13 protein-coding genes are annotated in these 14,409 nt (G+C 64.5%); 6 read left to right on the forward strand and 7 right to left on the reverse strand.

The features are described 5' to 3' along the window. Together Q0105_RS16600 and Q0105_RS16605 are read right to left on the reverse strand one after the other, a co-directional pair. Nucleotides 1-2,005: DNA translocase FtsK (locus Q0105_RS16600; RefSeq protein WP_298213244.1), on the reverse strand; the 2,005-nt coding region annotated here is incomplete at its 3' end. A gap of 72 nt (nt 2,006-2,077) precedes the next feature. Continuing rightward, nucleotides 2,078-2,755: a Crp/Fnr family transcriptional regulator gene (locus tag Q0105_RS16605; RefSeq protein WP_298213245.1), complete on the reverse strand. Its 678-nt coding sequence runs from the start codon at nt 2,753-2,755 to the stop codon at nt 2,078-2,080. Nucleotides 2,756-2,942: 187 nt separating this feature from the next. Here Q0105_RS16605 and trxB point away from each other — a divergent pair, with 187 nt between their 5' ends. The 3 genes from trxB to rpmG all read left to right on the forward strand — a co-directional run bounded on the left by trxB (nt 2,943) and on the right by rpmG (nt 4,507). Continuing rightward, entirely contained in the window at nt 2,943-3,896 is a 954-nt protein-coding gene (trxB, locus tag Q0105_RS16610) for a thioredoxin-disulfide reductase (RefSeq protein ID WP_298213246.1), read from the forward strand. A 195-nt stretch (nt 3,897-4,091) separates the two neighbouring features. Next, a complete protein-coding gene (gene rpmB, locus Q0105_RS16615) occupies nt 4,092-4,325 on the forward strand; it encodes a 50S ribosomal protein L28 (protein WP_005797187.1) in 234 nt (77 codons plus the stop codon). An 11-nt stretch (nt 4,326-4,336) separates the two neighbouring features. Then, entirely contained in the window at nt 4,337-4,507 is a 171-nt protein-coding gene (gene rpmG / locus Q0105_RS16620; RefSeq protein ID WP_008904999.1) for a 50S ribosomal protein L33, read from the forward strand. Between the two features lie 87 nt (nt 4,508-4,594). Here rpmG and Q0105_RS16625 read toward each other — a convergent pair whose 3' ends face one another. From Q0105_RS16625 to Q0105_RS16640, 4 genes are all read right to left on the reverse strand, one after another. Next, complete coding sequence (locus Q0105_RS16625; protein ID WP_298213247.1) at nt 4,595-6,100, reverse strand: PLP-dependent aminotransferase family protein; 1,506 nt, start codon at nt 6,098-6,100, stop codon at nt 4,595-4,597. 714 nt (nt 6,101-6,814) lie between these two features. Beyond that, nucleotides 6,815-8,029, reverse strand: coding sequence for a fatty acid desaturase (locus Q0105_RS16630; RefSeq protein ID WP_298213248.1), 1,215 nt, complete (start codon nt 8,027-8,029; stop codon nt 6,815-6,817). Between the two features lie 165 nt (nt 8,030-8,194). After that, nucleotides 8,195-9,469, reverse strand: a complete 1,275-nt coding sequence (locus tag Q0105_RS16635; RefSeq protein WP_298213249.1) for an RsmB/NOP family class I SAM-dependent RNA methyltransferase — start codon at nt 9,467-9,469, stop codon at nt 8,195-8,197. A 169-nt stretch (nt 9,470-9,638) separates the two neighbouring features. Continuing rightward, complete coding sequence (locus Q0105_RS16640; RefSeq protein WP_298213250.1) at nt 9,639-11,492, reverse strand: M48 family metallopeptidase; 1,854 nt, start codon at nt 11,490-11,492, stop codon at nt 9,639-9,641. Between the two features lie 58 nt (nt 11,493-11,550). On the opposite strand from Q0105_RS16640, the gene Q0105_RS16645 reads away from it, so the two are divergent. After that, nucleotides 11,551-11,811, forward strand: a complete 261-nt coding sequence (locus Q0105_RS16645) for a DUF1653 domain-containing protein (RefSeq protein ID WP_298213251.1) — start codon at nt 11,551-11,553, stop codon at nt 11,809-11,811. A gap of 67 nt (nt 11,812-11,878) precedes the next feature. On the opposite strand, the gene purN is transcribed toward Q0105_RS16645, so the two are convergent. Beyond that, nucleotides 11,879-12,460: a phosphoribosylglycinamide formyltransferase gene (purN, locus tag Q0105_RS16650; protein WP_298213252.1), complete on the reverse strand. Its 582-nt coding sequence runs from the start codon at nt 12,458-12,460 to the stop codon at nt 11,879-11,881. 21 nt (nt 12,461-12,481) lie between these two features. Here purN and Q0105_RS16655 point away from each other — a divergent pair, with 21 nt between their 5' ends. Further along, complete coding sequence (locus tag Q0105_RS16655; RefSeq protein WP_298213253.1) at nt 12,482-13,180, forward strand: YceH family protein; 699 nt, start codon at nt 12,482-12,484, stop codon at nt 13,178-13,180. Nucleotides 13,181-13,226: 46 nt separating this feature from the next. Continuing rightward, nucleotides 13,227-14,408 carry an acyl-CoA dehydrogenase family protein gene (locus Q0105_RS16660; protein WP_298213254.1) on the forward strand — a complete coding sequence of 394 codons (1,182 nt, stop codon included), beginning with the start codon at nt 13,227-13,229 and terminating at the stop codon, nt 14,406-14,408. Nucleotide 14,409: the final 1 nt, after the last annotated feature.

The following is a 14,409-nucleotide window of genomic DNA, read 5'->3' on the forward strand; positions in this document are numbered from 1 at the left end:
CGTCCGACACAAAGGCGCCGTGCACGCGGATCGGCAGGCCCGTGCCGCTGGCCATATAGAGCATGTCGCCCATGCCCAGCAGGGCTTCGGCGCCCATCTGGTCGAGGATGGTGCGGCTGTCGATCTTGGAGCCCACCGAGAACGCGATGCGGGTGGGAATGTTGGCCTTGATCAGGCCGGTGATCACGTCCACGCTGGGGCGCTGGGTGGCCAAAATCAGGTGGATGCCCGCTGCGCGCGCCTTCTGCGCCAGGCGGGCGATCAGCTCTTCGATCTTCTTGCCCACCACCATCATCAAATCAGCCAGCTCGTCGATGATGACCACGATGTGCGGCAGGCGCTGCAGCGGCTCGGGCTCCTCGGGCGTGAGGCTGAAGGGGTTGTAGATGAACTCCTCGCGCGCCTTGGCCTCGTCGATCTTGACGTTGTAGCCCGCCAGGTTGCGCACCCCGAGCTTGGACATGAGCTTGTAGCGTCGCTCCATCTCGGCCACGCACCAGTTCAGGCCGTGGGCGGCCTGCTTCATGTCGGTGACCACGGGCGCCAGCAGGTGCGGGATGCCTTCGTACACCGACATTTCCAGCATCTTGGGGTCGATCATCAACAGGCGCACGTCGCGCGCCTCGGCCTTGTACAAGAGCGAGAGGATCATGGCGTTGATCCCCACCGACTTGCCCGAACCCGTGGTGCCCGCCACCAGCACGTGGGGCATCTTGGCGAGGTCGGCCACCACCGGGTTGCCCACGATGTCCTTGCCCAGGCCCATGGTGAGCATGCTCTTGGCCTCGTGGTAGACCTGCGAGCCGAGGATTTCGGACAGGCGGATGGACTGGCGCTTAGCGTTGGGCAGCTCTAGCGCCATGTAGTTCTTGCCGGGGATGGTCTCGACCACGCGGATGGACACCAGGCTCAGCGAGCGCGCCAGGTCCTTGGCCAGGCCCACGATCTGCGAGCCCTTCACGCCCGTGGCGGGCTCGATCTCGTAGCGGGTGATCACGGGGCCGGGCATGGCCGCCACCACGCGCACTTCCACGCCAAAGTCCTTGAGCTTTTTCTCGATCAGGCGGCTGGTCATCTCCAGTGTCTCGGGCGCCACGGTTTCCTGGCGCTGCAACGGGCCGTCGAGCAGGTCCACCAGCGGCAGCTTGCTGTCGGGCATTTCGGTGAACAAGGGTTTTTGGCGCTCTTTCACCACGCGGGTGCTTTGCGGCACATCCACCAGCATGGGCTCGATGATCTGCACGGGCTCTGGGTGATGCTCTTCGCTCTCGGTGCGCTCCTCCAGCACCACCACGGCCCGCTCGCGTGCGGCCTTGCGGCCCACGGCCACGTCTTTGGCCACCTCACGTTTTTCCAGGCGCGACTGCACCAGGGCATCGATGCGGCCGCCCAGAAACTCGGCCACATGGCCCCACGAGAAGCGGAACACCAGCGCCGCCCCCGCCACCGCCAGCACGATCGCCAGCAGGCCGGAACCCGTGAAGCCCAGCCATTTCACGCTGGCCGGCCCCACCAGGTAGCCCAGCACGCCACCGGCATGGCCGGGCAAAAAGGATTCAAAACGGTACAGGCGCGACCATTCCAGCGCCGTGCTGGCACACATCAGCACAACTAGGCCCAGCCAGAAAACGGCCCGCCGCGCCAGCGGGCTGGCGCCCCCGGCCACGGCCTCGCCCCCGCGCATCCAGCGCGCCAGCGACGACAGCCAGGCCCGCACGCCCGCCGCCACACACCACCACACCGAAAAACCCAGCGCAAAATAGCTGCCATCGGCCAGCCAGGCGCCCACCCGCCCCGCCCAATTGGCCACCATGCGGGTATCGTGCGTGCCCGAGGTGGACCAGGCGGCGTCCTGCGCCGAATAGCTGACGAGTGCCAGCAGCCAGAAAACCAGGGCCAGCAGGCCCACCAGCAGGCCGATTTCGTGGCCAAAACGGGCAGCGCCCGTGCGGGGCGGCGACTTGGCCGCCGCCGATGCATTCAATGTATTAAGGGAGTAGGTCATAAGCGTGCCGGGCGAGCTTACCCCATGCACCTCGGAATGTTGGGCTTGCCAGGCCGCCGCAAGGCGGTGCCGTCAGCCCAGCGCGTTCAGCCGGTCGCGCAGCAGGGTTGCGCCGCTCGGCAGCAACTCGATGAAGCCGCGCTCTTCCAGGTCTTTCATCACGCGGCTGACCATCTCGCGGGAGGCACCCACCATCTTGGCCAGGTCCTGGCGGGATATCTTGTCCTTGATCACCAACTGGCCCTGCGCGTCGCGCACGGCAAAGTCCAGCAAGGCATGGGCCACGCGGCCATATACATCCAGTAACGCCAGTGACTCAATTTTGCGATCGGCATGGCGCAGGCGCTTGACCAGGCCCCGCATCACCACCAGCGCCATTGAGGCGTTCTCGGTCAGGCAGCGGGCAAATTCCGCACGCCCGAGCATGAGCACGTCGGTCTGCACCTCGGCGCGCACCGTGGCCGAATGGGGTTCGTTGTCAATGATGCTCATCTCGCCCAGGTAGTCGCCCGGCGCCAGATTGGCCAGAATCACCTCGCGCCCCCGGCTGTCCGACGTCATCACCCTGGCCCGGCCCGTGAGCAGGATGAACAGCGCATTCGACTTCATTCCCTGCTCCACCAGAGCCTCGCCGCGCTTGTAGCGGCGCTTGATCACCGCCCCGCTGATCACCTCGGCCTGGGCCACCGTCAGCAGCGAGAACAAGGGCACCCGGCGCAGCAGGTCCAGGTTGGACAACATCGTCGACATGCAAACATCTCCTCAACAAAAGGGGCGGCCCAACCGGCGCCGCAGCGGGTTATCCATCGCTTCTTACAATCACCGTGATTGAAAAGGGGCCGCTCGATCAAGCGGTGGCCGGTTGATACTTGCCGACCTGACCCTCAGCTTTCCCAACAGCGCTCCATGTTGCGAGCGCAAAACACAGGCTTTTACCATGTCCACCACCCAACACGCGAAAGTTCTGATCCTGGGCTCCGGCCCCGCTGGCTACACGGCCGCCGTCTATGCTGCGCGCGCCAACCTGAACCCGGTGCTCATCACCGGCATGGCCCAGGGCGGCCAGCTGATGACCACGACCGAGGTGGACAACTGGCCCGCCGACGTGCACGGCGTGCAGGGCCCCGACCTGATGCAGCGCTTTCTGGAGCACGCCGAGCGCTTCAAGACCCAGATCATCTTCGACCACATCAACAAGGTTGACTTCAGCAAGCGCCCCTTCACGCTCACCGGCGACAGTGGCACCTACACCTGCGACGCACTGATCCTGGCCACCGGCGCATCGGCCAAATACCTGGGGCTGCCGTCCGAAGAGGCCTTCATGGGCAAAGGCGTGTCCGGCTGCGCCACCTGCGACGGTTTCTTCTACCGCGACCAGGACGTCTGCGTGGTGGGCGGCGGCAACACGGCGGTGGAAGAGGCGCTGTACCTGTCGAACATCGCGCGCAAGGTCACGCTGGTGCACCGCCGCGACAAGTTCAAGGCCGAGCCCATCCTGGTGGACAAGCTCAACGAAAAAGTGGCGGCTGGCAAGATCGAGCTCAAGCTGTTCCACACGCTGGACGAAGTGCTGGGCGACAACACCGGCGTGACGGGTATCCGCATCAAGAGCACCCAGGACAGCACCACCCAAGACATCAAGCTGCAAGGCTGCTTCATCGCCATCGGCCACGCCCCCAATACCGAGATCTTCCAGGGCCAGCTGGCCATGGAAAACGGCTATATCGTCACCCAAAGCGGCCTCAAGGGCTTTGCCACCCAGACCAGCGTGCCCGGCGTGTTCGCCGCAGGCGACGTGCAGGACCATGTCTATCGCCAAGCCATCACCAGCGCAGGCACGGGCTGCATGGCCGCGCTGGACGCCCAGCGCTTCCTGGAACAAGAGGCCTGAAAGAGGCTTGATCAAAAAACGGGCATCAGGCTATAATCTGCGGCTTTGCTGAATTCGGCCCGTTTTTTCGGTGCCCCGAAACAGGCAAATCGGGTTACCGCCACCCTTTCTGGCGAGGTGAGGCCGCAAGCCAACCTGGGCAAACAACAAGCCCAGGGCCCAGCAAGCGGCCGTTAAAAGTATCGGAGTGTCCTCATGGCACGCGTCTGCGACGTAACGGGCAAGAAGCCCATGGTCGGGAACAACGTTTCCCACGCCAACAACAAAACCAAGCGCCGGTTCCTGCCGAACCTGCAATACCGCCGTTTCTGGGTCGAGAGCGAAAACCGCTGGGTGCGCCTGCGTGTTTCGAGCGCTGCCCTGCGTTTGATCGACAAGAACGGTATCGACTCGGTGCTCGCAGACCTGCGCGCCCGTGGCCAGGCTTAAGGAGTAGCACCATGGCAAGCAAAGGCGGACGCGACAAGATCAAGCTGGAATCCACTGCGGGTACCGGCCACTTCTACACCACGACCAAGAACAAGAAGACCATGCCCGAGAAGATGCTGATCATGAAATTTGATCCCAAGGCTCGCAAGCATGTGGAATACAAGGAAATGAAGCTGAAGTAATTCAGCCCGTTGCCCTCAAAAAAACCGCCCCTCAGGGCGGTTTTTTTATGCCCACCCGCGGCCCGATTGCCAGCGGGATCACCGCGCTCACGCGGCTTTGCGGGGCATGGGCGCCTGGGCCAGTTGCGCCGCCAACAAGGCCCCCAGCGTGCGGTAGCCCGCCTCCACCTCGGCCGTGAACGGCATGCCGCAGCTCAGGCGCAAGAAATGCTCGTACCGCCCGGTGTTGGAGAACATGGGGCCCGGCGCCACACGGATGCCGTTTTGCAGCGCCTCGTCGTACAAACGCGTAGACGAAATACCGGCGGGCAGCTCCAGCCACAGGCTCAGCCCGCCCGGCGGCAGGCTCAGGCGCGTACCCACCGGGAAATAGCGGGCCACGGCCCGTGCCGCCTGTTCGCGCTGGATGCGCAACTGCGCCCGCATGCGGCGCATGTGGCGCTCATAGGCTGGCGAGTCCACGCTGCGGGCCGCCAGCAGCTGCGACCAGGTCTGCATGTTGCGCGTGCGCGCGAACTTGATCATCTGCACCCGCGCCTGCCAACGGCCCGCGCTCATCCAGCCCTGGCGCAGGCCGGGCGCAAAGCTCTTGCTGAGCGATGCGCAATAAATGACCTGGCCCGCATCGCCCTGGCGGTCCCAGGCCTTGGCGGGGCGCAGCACGCGGGGGGATTCGACGAACTCGCGGTAGATATCGTCCTCGATAAGCGCCAGCCCGTGCTCCACACACAGCGCTACCAGGCGCTCCTTGTGGGTGTCAGGCATCACGCTGCCCAAAGGCATCTGCAGGTGGGGCACCACCACCACGCCCTTGAGCCGGGGCTCGTTGCGCGCCGCCAGTTCCAGCGCCTCCAGCGACATACCGGTGTGCGGGCTGCTCGGGATCTCCAGCGCACGCAGCCCGCGCACCTCAATCGCCTGCAGGATGCCAAAAAACGTGGGAGATTCGACGGCAATCACATCACCCGGCTCGGCCACGGCATCCAGGGCAAGGTTCACCGCTTCGGAGTTTCCATGTGTCGCCCCGATCTCGGTAGGTGCCACGCACACGCCAAAGGTAAGCGCATGGCGCGCCATGGCCTGCTGGAACTCAGGGTGGGTGGTCGGCGCCGAGGGGCCGTACACCAGGATGTCCGGCTGCTCCCGCAGCAGGCCGTGGGCCAGCCGGTTGAGCGCAGCCGCATCGAGCAGGCTGGGCGCAGGCATGGCACTGCCCAAATCCAGCAGCAGGGGGCCTGCACGGCGGGCTTTGTCAAGAAAGCGGGAAATGCGCTCATTGATGCCCGCAAACACATGCGGGTCGTGGGCCAGCGGCTCATGCAGCTCGGGCTCGCGCGCCCTGGGCAGCACCACGCCACCCGGCTCACTCACGAAGTAGCCCACCCGCGCACGCGCCTCCACGCAGCCCTGCGATTCGAGCTGACGCAGCACCTGAAGTGCCGTCGTCAGGCTCACCTGGTGCCGCTGGCACAACTCGCGCACCGACGGCATGCGCATGCCGGGCACAAGACTGCCTGCGGCGATCGCCTGTTCATACAAGGCCGCCAGTTGGCGGTAAATCGGGGCTTGCCGGGGCTCGGAGGAATGTGGCATGGCTTGGCTCGGTGTGCCGCCGTAGCGCGGACTCAGCATCAGATCAGCGCATCGTGCCCGAACGCCGCTGGCGGGTACAGATACAGGAAAGAGCAAACAGGACCATAACAGCATTCAATAAATCGATGCTGTTCTACCTCTGTGCGTCGGCGCGTGTATCTGTTGAACGGAAGCTGCTTTTTCTACGCTCAAGCCTTCACTGCAGCCTTTTGTTTGTTCGTCCGGAGCCCCAGCACCATGCCCCTGCACAGCACCCCTACCACCACCACGCCCCCGCCGCCTCTTACTCTTTATCTGGCACCCGGCCAGGGTCTCTGGTTTTGCCTGACACCCGGCAGCACACTGCACACCACCCAGGGAGAAGTGGCCATCCATTTTTCCCCACACTCCTGCGGGCAGACATTGTTGACACCGCCTCACGCCCTGCTGAGGGCGGGTGAACACCTGCCGTGGAATGGTCAGACGCAGGCGACCTGGGTCCAGTTGCACAACCCCTTGCGCGGCCCCGCCCAAATTCAGCTCACGGAAGGCGTACCCGTGCCTGGGCTGTGGCAGAAGATCTGGCACGGACTGCGCACCGCCTTCAAAACCCCCAGGAAGGCTGCCAAGGACTCTGTCTATCGCGACGCGTTCACGCCATGCAATAGGGCGAGAACCCCAAAGAAAAAGGCCTTGCCAACCGGCAAGGCCTTGGTTTGGTCAGCGCAAACCGCCTCAGGCCTGCACTGCACGCAGCCGCAGCGAAAACTCGCGCAACGCGGAAATACCGCTTTCTTCGGCGCGGCGGCACCAGGCTTGCAAATCGGCCGTGAGCTGCTCGCGCGACTGGGTGGTGTTGAGCCACAACTGGCGCAGCTCTTCGCGCATCGTCACCATCTTGTCCAAGGCCGGGTGGGCGGCGCGCGCTTGTGCCAGTTGCGGCAGCGCGATGGCGGGCACCTTCTCGGCGTCACGGTGCAGCCAACGTTTGGCGGCTTGCAGCACCGACACATCGGCCTGGCGGGCTTTCAGTGCGGCGATTTCTTCCTGGCAGGCCTGGCGCACGCCGCGCGCGTAGCCCGCCATCACCTCGTAACGATTGGCAATCAGGGCCTCCAGCGTCTTTTCATCGGCCACGGGCTTCACGTCGCCCAGTTGCAGCTTGGGCGGCACCTTCTTGACCGTGGCCCAGCCCACTTTTTTCATCAGGCTGATATAGACCCAGCCGATGTCGAACTCGTAGGGCTTGACCGAGAACTTGGCCGATGTGGGGTAGGTGTGGTGGTTGTTGTGCAGCTCTTCGCCACCAATGATGATGCCCCAGGGTGAGAGGTTGGTGCTGGCGTCCTGCGCCTCGAAATTGCGGTAACCCCAGTAGTGGCCCACGCCATTGACCACGCCTGCGGCCCAGAACGGAATCCACAACATCTGCACGGCCCACACGGCGGCGCCCAGGGCGCCAAACAGGGCCAAATTCAGAATCAGCATGAGGCCCACGCCCTGCCAGCCATAGCGGGTGTATACGTTGCGTTCCATCCAGTCATCGGGCGTGCCGTGGCCGAACTTCTTCATGGTTTCCATGTTCTTGGACTCAGCGCGGTACAGCTCAGCGCCGCGCCACATCACGGTGTCCAGCCCGCGCGTTTGTGGGCTGTGCGGGTCGTCCACGGTTTCGCACTTGGCGTGGTGCTTGCGGTGGATGGCCACCCATTCCTTGGTGACCATGCCGGTGCCGATCCACAGCCAGAAGCGGAAGAAATGCGAGGGGATGGCGTGCAGGTCGAGCGCGCGGTGCGCCTGCGCGCGGTGCAGGAAGATCGTGACCGCCGCAATGGTGATGTGCGTTGTCGCCAACGTGTACAGAACGATCTGCCACCACGTCAGGTTCCACAGGCCATGGCCCAGCCAGTCGATGGCAGCATTCAGCACAGCCCAATCGGGTAACAGCATATTCAAAAAGCCTTATTGCTTCTCAGGAGACAGACAAAGGGGGAACCTGCTCGCCACTGGAACAAACAGGTGCCTGATTTTAGAGGGCCACCCCCTTCAAACGTTCAGGGGTATCCACAGGGTTCGGGGTGATTTCCCGCCCTGATGCGCGTTTAGAGCGGTCACTCAGCCTTTTTTGACCCAGGTGGCTGCAAAAAAACCGTCGGTCTGGTGCAAATGGGGCCACAGCCGCAGATAGGCGCTGCCCGAAGCGCCGCCACTGCACAGGCTCTTGGCGCCCTCCACCTTGAGCTGCGCGAGCAAGTCGCCCGCATCAAGCAGTTCGAAATCAGGGTGCGACGCGCTGAAGGCCTCGGCAATGGCCTCGTTCTCCTGCGGCAGGATGCTGCAGGTGGCATAGACCAGGCGACCGCCCGGCTTGAGCAGGCGGGCGGCGCTGTCCAGGATGGCGGTCTGCTTGGCCACCAGTTCTTCGACGGCCTTGGCCGACTGGCGCCACTTGAGGTCGGGGTTGCGGCGCAAGGTGCCCAGGCCCGAGCAAGGCGCGTCCACCAGCACGCGGTCGATTTTGCCTGCCAGGCGTTTGACGCGGTCGTCGCGCTCATGGGCAATGGCAGCAGGGTGCACGTTCGACAGGCCGCTGCGGGCCAGGCGGGGCTTGAGGGCGTCCAGCCGGTGTGCCGACACATCAAACGCATACAGGCGCCCGGTGCTGCGCATGCCTGCGCCAATGGCCAGGGTCTTGCCGCCTGCGCCAGCGCAAAAATCCACCACCATCTCGCCGCGCTTGGCATCGAGCAGCAAGGCCAGCAGTTGCGAGCCTTCGTCCTGCACCTCGATGGCACCACGCGTGAAGGCGTCGAGCTTGGTCAGCGCGGGCTTGTCGTCAATGCGCAGGCCCCAGGGCGAATACGGCGTGGGGAGGGCCTTGATGCCAGCCTTGGCCAGCTCCTTTTGCACATCGGCGCGCTTGTCCTTGAGGGCGTTGACGCGCAAATCGAGTGGTGCGCTCTGGGCCAGGCTTTCCACCAGCGGCCAGAATCCGTCACCCAACTGGTCCTTGAGGGGTTTGACCAGCCATTCGGGCAGGTTGTGGCGGTGGCGCTCCATCAGGTCGTCCACCGTGACGGCATCGCACTGGTCGAGCCAGTTCTTTTCCTGGTCGGTCAGGGCGCTCTTGAGGAAGTCGCGCGGGCCGTAGAAGCCCAGGATGGCCAGGCGGCGCTCTTTAGGGCCGGAGCCCGAGGGGGCCATGTGGTCGAACAGCAGCTTTTTGCGCAGCACGGTATAGACCGTTTCGGCCAGCGTGGCGCGCTCGCGGGGCCCCAGGCCCCGGTTGTCGCGGAAGAATCGTGACACCACCGCGTCGGCGGGGTGTTCAAACGTGAGGGTGAGCCTGACCAGTTCGGCGCAGGCGTCGAGAAGAACTTTGGGATGCATCCCCCGATTGTCTCCTGAAGCCCCCATGGACACGGATTCGCGCTCAATCCTTCCAAACCGTTCGGGTTGAGCTTGTCGAAACCTTGCGCGGCGCTTCGACAAGCTCAGCGTGAACGGATTTGCCTTCTTTTTTGCCTTCTTTTTGAGTGCCGATCAGCTGGAAGTGCCTTCAGCGCCGGTAAATAGGCTCGAACGCCGAGCGCTCGATCTGCTGCAGCGTGGGTGATTCGCCCGCCCACAGCACCAGCGCGGGGCCGGGCAGGCTCAGGTTGCGCTCCAGCGCCCGGCACAGGTGATAGCGGCTTTCGTCGTCCATGCCGGGCAACTCCACAAACACCAGGTAGGCCCTGCGCTGGGGGTGTTCGCGCAGGTTCTTGCGCACCAGCCAGCAGCGGGTCAGCGCTGTGCAGCGGGCCAGCTCGGACTGCAGTTCAGCCAGTTCGAACGCACTGAGGTCATTGCGCAGGATCTGGCTGAAAAACGAGGTGCCCGACAGTTCTTCCCAGGCCCTCTCCTCGGACTCCTGCGCGCGCTCCAGCCGCTTGCGCCACTGCTTGAAGGCGGCTGCGTCGTGGTCCATGCCCATTCGCGGGGTCTCCAGCTCGGCCAGCGCGGCACGTGCAGCCCAGTAGCGGTCGCTGCTGCCCGCCTCCCACAACCGGTTCAGCAGCAGGAGCTTGGCCTCGCGGTCTTCATCGGGCAGGCAGGACACCAGCCCGCGCAGGGCGGCCGGGTACTCAGGGCTGCGTGTGAGGACCAGCTCGTACAGCGCTCGCACATCGGCGCGGGGGTCGAGGTGGCGCTTGAGGCGGGCCAGCTCCACCAGGTCGGCGGCGCTGCTCTGGGCCGTCGATGCGGCCAGGGCCTCGGCGCGTGCGCGCACGCGCGCCAGCCAGGCGTGGTGCTGCTTCCATTCAGTGGCGTTGTCGCGGCACCATTGTTTGTCGAAATGCGCCACCCAGCGCTTGGCGTCGGGCCCCAGCAGGGCCAGCGCGTTGCCCCGCGACCAGTCTGGTAGGGTGGGCGTGGCGTCCAACGCCTCGATGCGGTCGCGCAGGCCGGGGTGGGTGTCGTCCACGCTGCTCAGGCGCTTGAGCGCCTGGCGCAACGCATCATTGGCAAAAGCCGCTTCCGGGGCCTTGGCCAACACGCGGCGCATGCTGCGATAAGGGCCCACCGGGAGCGCGTTGTCGGCAGCCACGCACCAGTGATCGCCCCAAAACTCCGATTGCAGCCACGCCCCACGGATCTCGATCTCGGCCAGGGCGGCGGCCGTCACATCACGGCCGAGCAGCTTGCCCGCGATGCGGTCGGCCTCGTATTCGTCCTGGCGAGCCAGCGCAAAGGTTTTGGCGGAAAAACGCGGAAAGTACCAGCGCATGAATGCCTGCGTGGCAGCGGCCACCGGGCCGCTATCGTCCGCCAGGCTGTGGTTCAGCCGCATCCACGACAGGCGCGTGCGATAGATCCAGGCCGCAAACCGGCCATGGTCGCCGCGCAAGTGGCCGTATTCATGGGCCAGCACGGCCAAAAAACGCGGCCGGTCCAGCGCCATCAGCAGGGGCAGGCCAATGCTCAGGTGGTTGACAGCGCCGCCCAGCAGGCCAAAACGCGGCAACTGCTGGATGCTGGCGTTGAACTCGTCGTTGAGCGTGACCTTGTGAATATGCGGCCCCTTGATCTTGCGGCGGATACGCTCCAGCGCCTCGAACAGGTCCGGCGCATCCAGTGCCGTGATCTGCTCCCCCTCAGGCTCGTCAAGACGCACCCACAATGCCCGCAGGCTGACCCACAGCAGCCCGCCCGCCCCCAGCAGGGCCCACACCATGGCGAAGCGAAAGCGCCCTTGCAGCATCTGCGGCACCACCCACGCCAAAATACCCACGGCCAGCGCCAGGCACCCCAGCACCCACGCATAGCCCAACGCGGCAAACGCGGCCACGCTGCGGCGGTAGGCACGGCTGTTGTCCGCACTGGCATGCTCGCTCATGCGCACCAAATGCACAAAATCTGCCTGATCCACGGCATCCCTCACTCTTTGGTTTAAGACAGCATCCTAACCATTCACCATCCACACCCCCATGACCGACGAAGACCTGCCCGCCCTCATCCACACGCCCCCCGGCCTGTACCGCCACTACAAAGGCATGCTTTACGAGGTGATCGACACCGTGCGCCACAGTGAATCCCTGGAGCCCATGACGCTGTACCGCGCGCTCTACGGCCAGCGCGGCCTGTGGGTGCGGCCTGCTGCCATGTTTGAGGAGCAGGTACTGGTGGACGGCGTGCTGCGGCCGCGCTTCGAGCGCTGCGGCGATAGCCCGGACAGCGCGGAAATTTGAATGAAAACAGGCTCTAGCGCTTATTCATCAAGCGCAAGCAGCTATCATTTTTGATTAAATCGACTACTCACAACACCTGAACCAGCGCCCGCACGGCGCGCGGGTAGATCACATGCTCTTGCGTGAGCACGCGTGCCGCCAGCGTCTCGGCCGTGTCGTTTGGCAGCACGGGCACCACGGCCTGGTCGAGGATGGGGCCCACGTCCAGCTCGGCCGTCACCTGATGCACGGTGACGCCCGCAAACTTGCAGCCTGCGTCGATGGCGCGCTGGTGCGTGTGCAACCCGGTGAAGGCGGGCAGCAACGAGGGGTGGATGTTGATCAGCCGCCCCGCGTAGTGCGCCACAAAGCCCGGCGTGAGGATGCGCATGAACCCCGCCAGCACCACCAGGGCGGGCTGGTGGCGGTCGATGGTGGCGGCCAGTTCGGTATCGAAGGCCTCGCGGCTGGCGAAGGCCTTGTGGTCCAGCGCCTCGGCGGCAATGCCCTGCTCCCGCGCAAAGACCAGCCCGGCGGCATCGGGTTTGTTGCTGATCACGGCGGCCACGCGGGCACCGTAGCGTTGTGCCCAGTTCTCTTGTTGTGCGGTGCGGACGATGGTGGCCATGTTGGAGCCCCCGCCTGAGATCAAAATCACGATGTTCTTCATTTGCAGCGAATTATCCCAGCCATGCCCTTCGACCCCACCACCCGCCCCCTCACCCCCCACGAAGCCCGTGTGCTCGCCACGCTGATGGAAAAAGCCCGCACCGTGCCCGACAGCTACCCCATGTCGCTCAACGGCCTGCTGACCGGCTGCAACCAGAAGACCAGCCGCGACCCGGTGATGACCCTGAGCGACGCAGAGGCACAAGAGGCGCTGGACTCGCTCAAGCTGCTGACCCTGGCGTTCGAGACCAGCGGCAACCGCACCACGCGCTGGGAGCACAACTTCCAGCGCGGCGTGGGTGTGCCCGAGCAGTCGGCCGTGCTGCTGGGCCTTTTGATGCTGCGCGGCCCGCAGACGGCGGGCGAGTTGCGCATCAACGCCGAGCGCTGGTACCGGTTTGCGGACATTTCGTCGGTCGAGGCCTTCCTCGACGAACTGCAGGAACGCAGCGCTGAAAAAGGCGGCCCGCTGGTTGTGCAACTGCCCCGCGCGCCCGGTGCCCGTGAGCAGCGCTGGGCACATCTGATGTGTGGGCCGGTGGATACCAGCGCCAGCGCCCCCACCGCAAGCAACGGGGGCGGCACATCGGCCGCCTTGCAGGCCCGGGTGGATGCGCTGGAGGCCGAAGTTGCTGGCCTGAAGGCCACGGTGCAGCGGCTGTGTTCTGAGCTGGGCATTTCCGCCGATTCAGCGCCCATGTCGCCACCCGGACAGGAATAAAACGAACGACCGTGCTACAAATAGAAATTCTCAGGAGACAAGCCGTATGGATCTCGCATTCACCCCCGAAGAACAGGCCTTCCGCGATGAAGTTCGCGCATGGGTTCACGCCAACCTGCCCCAGGAAATCTCGCACAAGGTGCACAACGCCCTGCGCCTGACCCGCGCAGACATGCAGGGCTGGGCCAAAATTTTGGGCAAAAAAGGCTGGCTCGGCTTTGGCTGGCCCAAAGAGTTTGGAGGCCCCGGCTGGACGGCCGTGCAAAAGCACTTGTTTGAAGAAGAATGCGCCCTGGCTGGCGCACCGCGCATCATCCCTTTTGGCCCCGTGATGGTGGCGCCGGTGATCATGGCATTTGGCAATGCCGAACAGCAAAAGCGCTTTTTGCCCGGTATCGCCAGCGGCGAAGTCTGGTGGAGCCAGGGCTACAGCGAACCAGGCTCGGGCTCGGACCTGGCCAGCGTCAAAACCCGCGCCGAGCGCGTGGGCGACAAGTACATCGTGAACGGCCAGAAAACCTGGACCACGCTGGGCCAGTATGGCGACTGGATGTTCAACCTGGTGCGCACCAGCACCGAGGGCAAACCGCAAACAGGCATCTCCTTTTTGCTGCTGGACATGAAGTCCAAGGGCGTCACCGTGCGCCCGATCAAACTGCTCGATGGCGAGTGCGAGGTAAATGAAGTGTTCTTCGACAACGTCGAAGTGCCCGCCGAGAACCTGATCGGCGAAGAAAACAAGGGCTGGACCTACGCCAAGCACCTGCTCAGCCACGAGCGCACCAACATCGCCGACGTGAACCGCAGCAAACGCGAGCTGGAGCGCCTGAAACGCATCGCCAAAACCGAAGGTCTGTGGGACGACCAGCGCTTTCGCGACCAGATCGCGCTGCTCGAAGTGGACGTCGTGGCGCTGGAAATGCTGGTGCTGCGCGTGCTCTCGGCCGAAAAATCGGGCAAGAACTCGCTCGACATCGCAGGCCTGCTCAAGATCAAGGGCAGCGAGATCCAGCAGCGTTATGCCGAGCTGATGATGCTGGCCGCAGGCCCCTTCAGCCTGCCCTTCATCGAAGAGGCCATGGAAGCGGGCTGGCAAGGCAACTTCCCTGGCGGCGTGACCGCCAATGCGCCGCTGGCGTCCACCTACTTCAACCTGCGCAAGACCACCATTTACGGTGGCAGCAATGAAGTTCAACGCAACATCGTGGCTCAGACCGTCCTCGGCTAAG

It is taken from the genome of Acidovorax sp., from assembly GCF_027492855.1.
GTDB lineage: Bacteria > Pseudomonadota > Gammaproteobacteria > Burkholderiales > Burkholderiaceae_C > Acidovorax.